Annotated in this window: 10 protein-coding genes; 6 read left to right on the top strand and 4 right to left on the bottom strand. The window is 77.0% G+C overall.

Annotation, left to right across the window (positions count from 1 at the left end):
* Positions 1 to 60 precede the first annotated feature (60 nt).
* The 4 genes from KDL28_RS20740 to KDL28_RS20725 form a co-directional block, all read right to left on the bottom strand.
* On the bottom strand, positions 61 to 1500 hold the full coding sequence (locus KDL28_RS20740; protein ID WP_252441102.1) for an AMP-binding protein: 1440 nt from the start codon (positions 1498 to 1500) through the stop codon (positions 61 to 63).
* Positions 1497 to 2903, bottom strand: coding sequence for an FAD-binding oxidoreductase (locus tag KDL28_RS20735; protein WP_252441101.1), 1407 nt, complete (start codon positions 2901 to 2903; stop codon positions 1497 to 1499). Before KDL28_RS20735 ends, KDL28_RS20740 begins: the two co-directional genes overlap by 4 nt.
* A gap of 11 nt (positions 2904 to 2914) precedes the next feature.
* The gene (locus KDL28_RS20730; RefSeq protein ID WP_252441100.1) at positions 2915 to 3859 is read right to left on the bottom strand and encodes an NAD(P)/FAD-dependent oxidoreductase; all 945 of its coding nucleotides are present in this window, start codon (positions 3857 to 3859) and stop codon (positions 2915 to 2917) included.
* 70 nt (positions 3860 to 3929) lie between these two features.
* A complete protein-coding gene (locus KDL28_RS20725; protein WP_252441099.1) occupies positions 3930 to 4868 on the bottom strand; it encodes an o-succinylbenzoate synthase in 939 nt (312 codons plus the stop codon).
* 88 nt (positions 4869 to 4956) lie between these two features.
* On the opposite strand from KDL28_RS20725, the gene KDL28_RS20720 reads away from it, so the two are divergent.
* The 6 genes from KDL28_RS20720 (at position 4957) to KDL28_RS20695 (ending at position 12126) form a co-directional block, all read left to right on the top strand.
* Positions 4957 to 5577, top strand: a complete 621-nt coding sequence (locus tag KDL28_RS20720; RefSeq protein ID WP_252441098.1) for a TetR/AcrR family transcriptional regulator — start codon at positions 4957 to 4959, stop codon at positions 5575 to 5577.
* A complete protein-coding gene (locus KDL28_RS20715; protein ID WP_252441097.1) occupies positions 5574 to 6317 on the top strand; it encodes a siderophore-interacting protein in 744 nt (247 codons plus the stop codon). The genes KDL28_RS20720 and KDL28_RS20715 overlap by 4 nt, the downstream gene beginning before the upstream one ends.
* A 96-nt stretch (positions 6318 to 6413) precedes the next feature.
* Positions 6414 to 7142 carry a response regulator transcription factor gene (locus tag KDL28_RS20710; RefSeq protein ID WP_372497031.1) on the top strand — a complete coding sequence of 243 codons (729 nt, stop codon included), beginning with the start codon at positions 6414 to 6416 and terminating at the stop codon, positions 7140 to 7142.
* A gap of 38 nt (positions 7143 to 7180) precedes the next feature.
* Positions 7181 to 8614: a sensor histidine kinase gene (locus tag KDL28_RS20705; RefSeq protein ID WP_252441127.1), complete on the top strand. Its 1434-nt coding sequence runs from the start codon at positions 7181 to 7183 to the stop codon at positions 8612 to 8614.
* Positions 8615 to 8737: 123 nt separating this feature from the next.
* Entirely contained in the window at positions 8738 to 10015 is a 1278-nt protein-coding gene (locus KDL28_RS20700) for a bifunctional glycosyltransferase family 2/GtrA family protein (RefSeq protein WP_252441095.1), read from the top strand.
* Positions 10012 to 12126: an ArnT family glycosyltransferase gene (locus KDL28_RS20695; RefSeq protein WP_252441094.1), complete on the top strand. Its 2115-nt coding sequence runs from the start codon at positions 10012 to 10014 to the stop codon at positions 12124 to 12126. Before KDL28_RS20700 ends, KDL28_RS20695 begins: the two co-directional genes overlap by 4 nt.
* The last annotated feature ends 14 nt before the right edge of the window (positions 12127 to 12140 follow it).

The raw sequence follows: 12140 nt of genomic DNA, 5'->3' as shown, positions 1-12140 counted from the left end.
CCGTCATCGTCACCCCGATCGAATGCCCTCTGTTCGGCGCAACCCAAACGCGCCGGTGGCTCAGTTCACCGGAAGGCGCCCCTTGACGACCTTGCCCATGTCGTTGCGCGGCAGCGCGTCGGTGAACCGCACCTCGCGGGGCCGCTTGTGCGGGGCGAGCAGGCCGGCGACGTGGTCGGCCAGCTCGCGCTCGGACGGCGGCTCCCCGGCGGCGACCACGAAGGCCACCACCCGCTCGCCCAGGTCGTCGTCGGCCACGCCGACCACGGCCGCCTCGGCCACCCCGGGGTGCTCCAGCAGCGCGTTCTCGATCTCCCCCGCGCCGATCTTGTAGCCACCCGACTTGATCAGGTCGGTGGCGCTGCGCCCGACCAGGGCGAGCGAGCCGTGCTCGGTCCAGCGGCCGATGTCGCCGGTGTCGAACCAGCCGTCGTCGGTGTGCGCGGCGGCGGTGGCGTCGGGGCGGTTGAGGTAGCCGTCGAACAGCGAGGGGCCGCGCACCTGCACGGCGCCCAGGCCGTCGGTCTGGTCCCCGGGCAGCGGCACCAGCCGGACCTCGGTGCCGGTGACCGGGCGGCCCACCGCGCCGGGCTCGGGCTCGTCGGCCGCGGTGGCGGCGGTCAGGATCAGGGTCTCGGTGAGCCCGTAGCGCTCGCGCACGGTCAGCCCGGTCGCCTCGCGCAGCCGGGCGTGGTCGACCGCGGTCAGCGCGGCCGAGCCGGACACCAGCAGCCGGGCCCGCCCGAGCGCGGTCGCCGACCCGGCGTCGGCCTCCAGCTGCCCGGCGAGGCGGTGGTACTGCGTGGGGACCCCGAAGACCATCGTCGGGGCGGCGGCGGCCAGCACGGCGGCGTCGAGTGCGCCGATGTGGTGCAGGGTGCCGCCGCGGCGCAGCGGCCCGAGCACCCCCAGCACCAGCCCGTGCACGTGGAACAGCGGCAGGGCGTGCGCGAGCAGGTCGTCCGCGGTCCACTGCCAGGCCTCGGCCAGCGCGTCCAGGTTGGAGGCCACGGCCAGCCGGGACAGCTGCGCGCCCTTCGGCGGCCCGGTCGTGCCCGAGGTGTAGACGACCAGCGCGGGCGCCCTCAGCGGCGGCTCGGTGTCGGGCACGGGACCTCGGGCGGCCAGGTCGACGTCGACGCGCGGCACCGCGGCGAGCGCGTCGGGCAGCGCGGTGCCGGGTGCGGCGAGCACCAGCTCGGGCGCCGAGTCGGCCACCACGTGCCCGAGCTCGCGGGTGCCCAGCTTCGGGTTCACCGGCACGACCGGCACCCCGGCCAGCAGCGCCCCGACGACCGCGACCGCGGTGTGGATGCCGGGGGTGGCCTGCACCGCCACCCGGGTGCGCCCGGCCACCGCGGCGGCGACGGCGCCCGCGGCGCCGGCCAGCGCGCGGTAGTCGAGCTCGACGGGGTCGGTGGCCCCGAACCGCAGGGCCACGCGCGCCGGCGGGTCGAGCAGGGCGGGCAGCAGCGGGGTGGTCGGGTCGGTGGGGGTCATCCCAGCACCTTGCCGGGGTTGAGGATGTCCTGCGGGTCGAGCGCGGCCTTGATCGCGCGCTGCATCGCCAGCACGCCCGGTCCCAGCTCGCGGCGCATCCCGTCGCGCTTGAGCAGGCCGACGCCGTGCTCCCCGGTCACCGTGCCGCCGAGGTCGAGCGCGGCGTCGATGATCGCGTCGAAGGCGGCCCGGGTGCGCGCCTTGGCGGCCTCGTCGCCGTGCGGGGTCAGCATCAGCGGGTGCAGGTTGCCGTCGCCCGCGTGCGCGACCGTGGCGATGACGACGTCGTGCTCGGCGGCGATCCGCTCGATCCGGGTGAGCATCTCGGCCAGCAGCCCGCGCGGGAGGCAGACGTCCTCGGTGAGCATCGCCTCGCCGCGCTGCTCCAGCGCCGGGTAGGCCAGCCGGCGGGCGTCGAACAGCGCCTCGGCCTCGACCGGGTCGGTGGACAGCACGGCGTCGCGCGCGCCCGCCGCGTCGAACTCCTCCAGGATCGCCTCGGCCTCCGCCAGCGCCGCCGGCTCGGGCAGGTCGGTCTGGGCCAGCAGCAGCGCGGCGGCGTCCTCGGGCAGCCCGGCGTGCTTCCAGGCGTTGACCGCCTGCAGGCAGACGCGGTCGATCAGCTCGAACGCCGCGGGCTGCAGCCCGCGCGCGGTGACCCGGGAGACGGCGTCGCCCGCGGCGGCCAGCGTGTCGAAGAACCCGACGACGGTGCGCGGGGCCGTGGTGCGCAGCGGGCGCAGCCGCACGGTGACCTCGGTGACCACCCCGAGCGTGCCCTCCGAGCCGACCATCAGCCCGACCACGTCGTAACCGGCCACGCCCTTGGCGGTGCGCCGCCCGACCCGCACCACCTCGCCGCTCGCCGTGACGACCTCGAGGGCGAGCACGTAGTCACGGGTGACGCCGTACTTGACGCAGCACAGCCCGCCGGCGTTGGTGGCCACGTTGCCGCCGATCGTCGACCAGGGGGCGCTGGCCGGGTCGGGCGGGTACCACAGGCCGTGCTCGGCGACGGCCGCGCGCAGCTCGTCGTTGACCACCCCGGGCTGCACGACGGCCAGCCGCTCCGCGGAGTTGATCTCGACGATCTCCCGCATGCGCTCGGTGGACAGCACCACGCAGTCCTCGACGGCGTTGGCCCCGCCCGACAGCCCGGTGCCGGCGCCGCGGGTGACGACCGGGACGCCGAGTCGGGCGCACGCCGTCACCACCGCGGCGACCTCGGCCGTGCTCTGCGGCCGCACGACGACCGCCGGCGCGCCGTGCTCCGCCCACTCGGCCTCGTCGTGCGCGTAGGAGGCCATCACGGCGGGGTCGGTGAGGACGCGGTCGGGCGGGAGGTCGGCGGCGAACGCGGCCAGCAGGTCGGCCGTGGGGCTGCCGTGAGCGGCGGCGGTCATGGTCGCAGACGCTAACCGGAGCGCAGCCCCGCGACCACCGCCCGACCCAGGCCCGTGCCCGAGCACCACGCCGTCTCGACGCGCGCGCTGCCCCAGCCGTCCCCGGCCAGCCCGACGCCGTCCGCGCCCAGGTGGAACATGCGGTCGCGGTCGGCGGCCGGGGAGGCCAGCCGCCAGCGGTGGGCGTGCGTCCACGCCGGCGGCTCGGGCAGGTCCAGCAGCTCGCGGACGGCCGCGACGGCCGGCCCGACGGCCCGCTCGGGCTGGGCGTCGTAGGCCCGGGCGACCGCGGCCGTGGTGTGGACCACGAGCACCGGGGCGCCGTCGCCGCGGCGGTCGCCGTCGTCGGCGACGATGGTGAGCACGGGGTGGTCGTTGACGAACCCGGCCCGCAGCGGCGCCCACTGCCTGCGCTCCCACCCGGCGGCCACCGCGATCACCGGCCGCCACCGCCGCCCGACGAGCTCGTGCCCGGCCGGGGAGTCGGCCGCGACCAGGCGCAGGGCCTGCGGGTCGGGCATGGCCAGCACGACGGCGTCGGCGGGCTCGCCGTCGACGGTGGGGCCGGGCCCGACCGCGGCGACCGGGTGGTCGAGCTCGACGTCGAGGCCCTCGGCGAGGTCGGCGACCAGGCTGCGCAGCCCGCCGGGCGCGGCCCAGCGCATCGGCCCGGGCGCCGGGCGCCGGCCGGGACCGCCCAGCACGGTGAGCTCGTCCGACCACGGCCGGGCCAGCCCCGCGGTCCGCCACGCGGCCACGACCTGCGCGAACTCGGGGTCGCGGACGGTGAAGTACGCCGCGCCCAGGTCGACCGGCCGCCCGTGCAGGCGCGTGCTGGCCATCCGGCCGCCGACCGCTCGGGCCCGGTCGAGCACCCGCACCGCGACGCCTGCCTCGACGAGCACGCGCGCGCAGGCCACGCCCGCGATCCCCGCGCCGACCACCACCACCGCCACGCCCGCAACCTATCGGGCCCCGGGGACGCCCGCGGGTCGCGACGGGGTGCGGGCGGACCGAACGGGGAGGTCAGAGCCGGGCGCGGACCCGGTCGAGGCGGTCGAGCCACCACCGCGTGCGCTCCGCGTCGGCGGCCACCTCACCGCGCAGGAGCGGCTCGGGCGCCCGCCGCGGCACCGGCAGCCAGCCCACCGTCGGCACCAGCGGCAGCTCGACGACGTCGGCCGAGAGCAGGGCCCCGGTGCCCAGCCCGCAGGCGTAGGGCAGCTCCGGCAGCGCTCCGGCCAGCGCCAGCTCCCCGGCCAGGCCGACGCTGGTCTGCAGGGCGGAGGACACCACGCACGGCAGGCCGCAGGCCTCGGCGACGGCCAGCGCCCGGCGCACCCCGCCCAGTGGGGCGCACTTGAGCACGGCGATGTCGGCGGCCCCGGCCACCGCCACGCGCATCGGGTCCTCGGCGCGGCGGATCGACTCGTCCGCCGCGATCAGCACGTTCACCCGCTTGCGCACCGCGGCCATCTCCTCGAGCGAGGCGCAGGGCTGTTCGACGTACTGCAGGCCGCCCGCCGCAGCGTCCAGCGCGCGGATCGCCGTCACCGCCTGCTCGACGTCCCATGCGCCGTTGGCGTCGACCCGCACGGCCCCGCGCGGGCCCAGCGCGTCGCGGACCGCGGCCACCCGCTCGACGTCGGCCGGCAGCGAGCCGGGCTCGTCGGCCACCTTGACCTTCGCCGTGCTGCACCCCGACTCGACGGTCAGCCGCTTGGCCCGCTCCGGGTCGACCGCCGGGACGATGCAGTTGACGGGGACCCGGTCGCGCACCGGCTCCGGCCAGCCCTGCTCGGCCGCCTCCAGCGCGGCGGCCAGCCACGGCTCGCTGACGGCGTCGTCGTACTCGGTGAACGGGCAGAACTCGCCCCAGCCCGCCGCGCCCTCCAGCAGTAGGCCCTCCCGGACGGCGATCCCCCGGAATCGGGTGGTCAGCGCGATCGAGTACACATCCGGCACCGGGCCACCCTATCGACGCCCGGTACCGCCGTCTGACCTGGTCGAGAGGGCCGCCGGGCGGCGGTCGGTGATCAGGTACGGTCCGGGTGTGCAAGCCGGGGGCCGGCGTCGCGCCGGTCGGGAGGCGCGGGAGCGGCACGTCCTGGACGCCGCCGTCGCGGTGTTCACCGAGCGGGGCCTCTCGGCGTCGACGATGGGAGCGGTGGCCGAGCGCGCGGGCCTGGCCGAGCGGCTGCTCGACGAGCACTTCGGCTCCACGGACGGGCTGTTCCGGGCCTGCGTGGAGCGGGCGAAGACCGAGCTGCTGGAGGCCACCTCGTCGGCCGCCGGGCTGGCCGGCTCCCCGGAGGGCATGCTGCGGCTCAGCGTGCTGGCCTTCTTCAACCACGTCGAGCGCAACGAGGCCACCTGGCGGCTGCTGCGCTCCGACCCGGGCGCGCTCGACGCCGTCCGCGCCCAGCAGACCGACTTCGTGGCCGCGCTGCTCGCCGAGCGCGCCCCGCGCGCCGACCCCTACCGGCTCGCCGGGTGGGCGCAGGTCATAGCGGGCGGGTGCGAGCGGTTGGCGCTCTGGCGGGCGAGCGTGCGCACGGTCAGCGCCGCCCAGGCCACCGACTGCCTGATGGACATGGTGTGGACCGGGCTGGCCGCCTGCGGCGACGGCGGCGTCCCGGGGCGATCGCCGACCCCGCACAATGGCCGGCGATGAGTACCACCGCACCACGGCTGCTGCAGGTGCAGCGCAGCGAGCGGGTCACCCCGCGGATGATCCGGGTGACCCTCGGCGGCGAGGAGCTGGCCGGCTTCGGCGGCGAGGGCCCCGACCGCCGCATCAAGATGTTCTTCCCGGCGCCCGGCCAGGAGCGCCCGGCCGTGCCGCGGGCCGCGTCCGGCGGGCCGGTCTGGCCGGCGGGCGAGGCCCGGCCGGCGATCCGCACCTACACCGTGCGCCGCTACGACCCCGGCGCCGGCGAGCTGGACGTCGACTTCGTGCTGCACGAGGGCCACGGGCCGGCCGCGGCGTGGGCCCGGGACGCCCGGCCCGGCAGCTGGGTGGCGGTGTCCGAGCCGGGCGGGCGCTACGAGCCCGACCCGGCCGCCGACTTCCACGTCGTGATCGGCGACGAGACCGCCCTGCCCGCGGTGGCCACGGTGCTGGAGGCGCTGCCCTCCGGGGTGCCCGCGCTGGCGTTGCTGGAGGTGGCCGACGCCGGCGAGGAGCAGGAGCTGCCCGGTTCGGCCACGCTGGTCTGGGTGCACCGCGGCGACCGCCCGGCCGGTGTGCCGCTGGCCGACGCGGTGCGCGCCGCGGAGTTCCCCGCCGGCGCCGGTCAGGCCTGGCTCTCCGGGGAGGCGGCGTGCGTGAAGGACCTGCGCAAGCACCTGCTCGACGAGCGCGGCCTCGACCGCCGCCGCGTCTACGCCACCGGCTACTGGCGCGCCCGCTGAGCTGCCGCGTCCGGCCGGCGGGCACGCACAGCGGATGCACAGGTTCGGCCCATCGGGAGCACAGGCGCTGGTCCGATGATCCGTACCATGGCCACGATGAGGGAGCAGGCGGCGCCGCTGCGTCGCGTCGACGGCAGCCCGGTGCGGGTGCTGGTGGTCGACGACGAGGCCCCGCTGTCGGACCTGCTCTCGATGGCCCTGCGGTACGAGGGTTGGGACGTGCGCACCGCCGCCGACGGGTCGTCGGCGGTGCGGGAGTTCCGCGCGTTCCGGCCCGACGCCGTCGTGCTCGACGTCATGCTCCCCGACTTCGACGGCCTGGAGGTGCTGCGCCGGATGCGCGCGCAGGCCCCGGACGTGCCCGTGCTGTTCCTCACCGCGCGCGACTCGGTCGAGGACCGCGTCGCGGGGCTGACCGTCGGCGGCGACGATTACGTGACCAAGCCGTTCAGCCTGGAGGAGCTGGTCGCCCGGCTGCGCGGGCTGCTGCGCCGCTCCGGGATGACCGCCGCCCGGCAGGGCTCCGAGCTGGTCGTGGGCGACCTGGTGCTCGACGAGGACAGCCGCGAGGTGCGTCGCGCCGACCGGCTCGTCGAGCTCACCGCCACCGAGTTCGAGCTGCTGCGCTACCTGATGCGCAACCCGCGGATCGTGCTGTCCAAGGCGAAGATCCTCGACCAGGTGTGGAACTACGACTTCGGCGGCCAGTCCAACGTCGTCGAGCTCTACGTCTCCTACCTGCGCAAGAAGATCGACGCCGGCCACTCCCCGATGATCCACACCGTGCGCGGCGCGGGGTACGTGCTCAAGCCCGCGGCCGGCTAGTGCGCACCCGGACGCTGCGCACGCGACTGGTGGCCACGATGCTGCTGCTGCTCGCCGTGGCGTCCGCGCTGATGGCCGTGGCGACCACGCTGGCGCTGCGCCAGTTCCTGGTCTCCCGCCTCGACGACGATCTGCGCGCGGCGAACCGGTTCTTCACCCAGGTCACCACGGCGCCCCCGGGCGCGCCGCCGCTGCCCGGGCTGCCCCCACCGCTGCTCGACGACGCCCCGGGCCGCGGCCCGACGCCGCAGGACACCCTGGACGCCACGATCGTCGACGGTCGCGTCGTCGCCGCGAGCGTGTACGCGCGAGGTGGGCAGGAGCGCGCGGTCCCGGTCGAGGAGCTGCCCGACCTGGTCGCCGTCCCGGTCGGCGGACCGCCGGTCAGCGCCGATCTCGGGTCGCTGGGCGGCTACCGGCTGATGGCCGTGCGGGACCCGGCCGGCGCGGTCCGGGTGAGCGGGCTGTCGCAGCAGCGGCTGCAGGAGACGGTCGACCAGGTCGTGGTCATCGAGCTGGTGGTGGCCGCGGTGGCGCTGCTCGGGGCGGGCGTGGCCGGGGTCTTCCTCGTCCGCCGCGAGCTGCGCCCGCTGGAGCGGGTGGCCACCACCGCGGCGCGGGTCAGCGCCCTGCGCCTGGACCGCGGCGAGGTCGAGCTGGCCGAGCGGGTGCCCGACGCCGACCCGCGTACCGAGGTCGGCCAGGTCGGCACCGCGCTGAACGGGATGCTCGACCACGTCGGCTCGGCGCTGGCGGCCCGCCAGGACAGCGAGACCCGGCTGCGCCGCTTCCTCGCCGACGCCAGCCACGAGCTGCGCACCCCGCTGGCCGCCATCCGCGGCTACGCCGAGCTGACCCGCCGCGACGAGCTGGCCCCGCGGACCGAGCACTCGCTGGTGCGGATCTCCTCGCAGGCCGAGCGGATGACCGCGCTGGTCGAGGACATGCTGCTGCTGGCCCGGCTGGACGCCGGGCGCCCGCTGGAGCGCGCCGAGGTCGACCTGACCCGGCTGGTGGTCGACGCGGTCAGCGACGCGCACGCCGTCGGACCCGACCACCGCTGGCGGCTGCGCCTGCCCGAGCGACCGGTCACGGTCACCGGCGACGCCTCCCGCCTCACCCAGGTGCTCACCAACCTGCTGGCCAACGCCCGCACCCACACCCCGGCGGGCACCACCGTCACCGCCTCGCTGGAGGCCGACCCCGCAGGCGTCGTCCTGACCGTCGACGACGACGGCCCCGGCATCCCGCCCGACCTGCTGCCGCGCGTCTTCGAGCGGTTCGCCCGGGGGTCGAGCTCGCGCTCCCGCGAGCACGGCAGCACCGGGCTGGGCCTGGCGATCGTGCAGGCCGTGGTGACCGCCCACGGCGGGACGGTCGAGGTCACCAGCCGGCCCGGCCGCACCACGTTCGCCGTCGGCCTCCCGCACGCCCTCCCCGTCGAGGCGGGCGCACAGCCCGCGCACAGGTAGGGCACCGGCGGTCCACAGCGTGCGCGCCGCGGGCGGCGTGCTGCTGCCGGCACGGCCGAACCCACAGCTCGCCCACAGGTGGACCACAAGGCGCCGACAGCGCGCCCCGCGAACGTGGGCGCCATGACCGTCGACCGCGCTGCGGCGCCCCCGCGCCGGGCCCCCGACCGACCGGCACCGGTGCTCGACATCGTCGTCCCCGTCCACGACGAGGAGAACGACCTCGAGCCGTCGGTGCGCCGGCTGCACGCCCACCTCGCCGAGCGCTTCCCCTACCCGTTCCGCATCACCGTGGCCGACAACGCCAGCACCGACGCCACGCCGCGGATCGCCGCGCGGCTGGCCGCGGAGCTGCCCGCGGTCACCGTGCTGCGGCTGGAGGAGAAGGGCCGCGGACGGGCGCTGCGCGCCGCCTGGTCGGCGTCGGACGCCGCCGTGCTGGCCTACTGCGACGTCGACCTGTCCACCGACCTGGCGGCCCTGCTGCCGCTGGTCGCGCCGCTCGTGTCCGGGCACTCCGACCTGGCCGTCGGCACCCGGCTCGGGCGCGGGTCGCGGGTCGTGCGGGGGGCCAAGCGGGAGGTCATCTCCCGGGCCTACAACCTGCTGCTGCGCGGCACGCTCGCGGCCCGCTTCACCGATGCCCAGTGCGGGTTCAAGGCGATCCGCGCCGACGTCGCCCACCGGCTGCTGCCGCTGGTGCGGGACACCGGCTGGTTCTTCGACACCGAGCTGCTGGTGCTGGCCGAGCGCGGTGGCCTGCGCATCCACGAGGTCCCGGTGGACTGGGTGGACGACCCGGACAGCCGGGTCGACATCCTCGCCACCGCGGTGGCCGACCTCAAGGGCATCGTCCGGCTGGGCCGCGCGCTGGGCCGCGGCGACCTGCCGCTGCAGGAGCTGCGCGGCCAGCTCGGGCGCGGCGCGCTCAGCCGCCCGGACGCCGAGGTCGCGGGCGTGCCCCGCGGGCTGCCGGGCCAGCTGCTGCGCTTCGCCGCAATCGGCGTCCTGAGCACGCTGGCCCATCTGCTGCTCTACGTCCTGCTGCGCGGGGGCCTCGGCCCGTTCGCGGCGAACCTGGCGGCGCTCGTGGTGACGGCGGTGGCCAACACCGCGGCCAACCGGCGGCTCACCTTCGGCGTGCGCGGGCGCGACCGCGCCACCACCCACCAGTTCCAGGGGCTGCTCGTGTTCGCCCTGGGCCTGGCCCTGACCAGCGGCGCGCTCGCCCTGCTGGGCGCGTGGCTGCCCGTCGCGGGCCAGGGCGTCGAGCTGCTCGTGCTGGTCGCGGCGAACGCGCTGGCCACCGTGCTGCGGTTCGTCGCCTTCCGCTCCTGGATCTTCCGCGCTCGCCGCGCGGCGACCACCCCCACCCCGAGCCCCCAGGAGACCGCGGCATGACCGCCACCCTCGCCCCGTCCGCCGGCACCGCCGCACCGGTCCCACCCGCGCCGACGCGGTCGCGCGGCGAGCTGGTCGCGCTGGCGGCACTGCTCGTCGGCACCGCCGTGCTCTACCTGTGGGACCTGGGCGCCTCCGGCTTCGCGAACAGCTACTACGCGGCCGCCGTGCAGTCGATGACGCAGAGCTGGAAGGCGTTCCTCTTCGGGTCGCTGGACGCCGGCAACGCCATCACCGTGGACAAGCCGCCCGCCTCGCTGTGGGTCATGGCGCTCTCCGCGCGGATCTTCGGCTTCTCCCCGTGGAGCATGCTGGTGCCCCAGGCGCTGATGGGCCTCGGCTCGGTCGCGCTGATCCACGCCGCCGTGCGCCGGGTCTCCGGGCCGGTCGCCGGGCTGCTGGCCGGCGCGGTGCTCGCGCTGACCCCGGTCGCGGTGCTGATGTTCCGGTTCAACAACCCCGACGCGCTGCTCGTGCTGCTGATGGTCGCGGCCGCCTACGCGACGGTGCGCGCGATCGAGCGGGCCGGCACGCGCTGGCTGCTGCTGGCCGGGGTGCTGATCGGGTTCGCCTTCCTGACCAAGATGGCCCAGGCGTTCCTGGTGCTGCCCGCGTTCGTGTCGGCCTACCTCGTGTGCGCGCCGACCGGGCTGTGGCGGCGGGTCCGCCAGTTGCTCGGGGCGGCCGTGGCGGTCGTGGTGTCGGCGGGCTGGTACGTCGCGCTCGTCGAGCTGTGGCCTGCGCAGAGCCGGCCCTACATCGGCGGGTCGGAGGACAACAGCCTGCTGGAGCTGGCGCTGGGCTACAACGGCCTGGGCCGCATCTTCGGCGGCGACGGCAACGGCGGCGGCGCTCACCCGACCGACCTCCCGACCCCGACCGGCGCCCCCGCGGGCGAGCTGACCGCGATCGGCGGGCCCGGCGGGGGCGGCGGCTTCGGCGGCACGCCCGGGATCGGCCGGATGTTCAACGACACCGCGGGCGGCCAGGTCTCCTGGCTGCTGCCCGCGGCGCTGGCGCTGCTGGTGGCCGGGCTGTGGCTCACCCGGCGGGCCCCGCGCACCGACCCGACCAGGGCGTCGCTGCTGCTGTGGGGCGGCTGGACGGTGGTGACCGCACTGGTGTTCAGCTTCGCGCAGGGGACCTTCCACGAGTACTACACCGTGGCGCTGGCCCCGCCGATCGCGGCGCTGGTCGCGATCGGCGGGCGCGAGCTGTGGCGCCACCGCGCGTCGTGGGCGGCACGGGCCGCGCTGGCCGTGGTCGTGGCCGGGACCGCCGCGTGGGCCTGGGTGCTGCTCGGGCGCTCCCCGGACTTCCTGCCCTGGCTGCGCTGGGCGGTGGTGGCACTGGCCGTGGTCGCCGTCGTCGCGGTGCTGGTGCCGGGGGCGGCCACCCGCCGGATCGCCGCGCTGGCCGCCCTGGTCGCGGTCCTGAGCGGGATCGCCGCCCCCGTGGCGTACGCGCTGGACACCGCCGGGACCGCGCACACCGGCTCGACGCCCAGCGCCGGGCCCGCGGTCAGCGGGGGCCGCGGGGGTGCGGGGGGCGACGGCGGCGCCATGCCGGCCGGCGCACCGACCGCGGACGGCCAGGACGCACGCGGGGCCGGGCCGGACGGCGGGCCGGGCTTCCCGGGCGCCGGTGGCGGTCCCGGCGGCGCGGTGACGGCCGACGCCGAGCTGGTCGCCGCGCTGCGGGGCGCGGGCACCCGCTGGGCGGCCGCGACCGTCGGCGCCCAGCAGGGCGGCGGGCTCGCCCTGGCCAGCGGGACCACCGTGATGAGCATCGGCGGGTTCACCGGTTCGGATCCCGCACCCACGCTGGAGCAGTTCCAGGCCCACGTGGCCGCGGGTGAGGTTCGTTACTTCCTGGCCGGTGGCGGCTTCGGCGGCGGGGGGCGCGTCGACCTCCCCGGGGGCACCGCGGCCGCGCCGGGCACCACCGCGCAGGAGGGTGCGGCGGGATCGTCCGGCGCACAGGACGGCAGGTCGGGGCCGGGCGGCCGGGGCGGACCCGGTTCGGCGATCTCGGCCTGGGTGGAGCAGAACTTCGCTCCGGTGTCCATCGGCGGCCAGCTCGTCTACGACCTGAAGCAGCCGATCGGATGAGCGCGGCGCGTCTC

The sequence above is a fragment of the Pseudonocardia humida genome (genome assembly GCF_023898865.1).
In the GTDB taxonomy this organism is placed as follows: domain Bacteria; phylum Actinomycetota; class Actinomycetes; order Mycobacteriales; family Pseudonocardiaceae; genus Pseudonocardia; species Pseudonocardia humida.
The sequence above is the reverse complement of the archived record's forward strand: the minus strand, read 5'-3'. Positions and strand labels throughout refer to the sequence as shown.

Bases quoted from the DNA above. Each gene is read 5' to 3' on its own strand.
- KDL28_RS20740 (WP_252441102.1), bottom strand. From the start codon at position 1,500: ATGACCCCCACCGACCCGACCACCCCGCTGCTGCCCGCCCTGCTCGAC.
- KDL28_RS20735 (WP_252441101.1), bottom strand. From the start codon at position 2,903: ATGACCGCCGCCGCTCACGGCAGCCCCACGGCCGACCTGCTGGCCGCG.
- KDL28_RS20715 (WP_252441097.1), top strand. From the start codon at position 5,574: ATGAGTACCACCGCACCACGGCTGCTGCAGGTGCAGCGCAGCGAGCGG.
- KDL28_RS20710 (WP_372497031.1), top strand. From the start codon at position 6,414: ATGAGGGAGCAGGCGGCGCCGCTGCGTCGCGTCGACGGCAGCCCGGTG.
- KDL28_RS20705 (WP_252441127.1), top strand. From the start codon at position 7,181: ATGCTGCTGCTGCTCGCCGTGGCGTCCGCGCTGATGGCCGTGGCGACC.
- KDL28_RS20700 (WP_252441095.1), top strand. From the start codon at position 8,738: ATGACCGTCGACCGCGCTGCGGCGCCCCCGCGCCGGGCCCCCGACCGA.
- KDL28_RS20695 (WP_252441094.1), top strand. From the start codon at position 10,012: ATGACCGCCACCCTCGCCCCGTCCGCCGGCACCGCCGCACCGGTCCCA.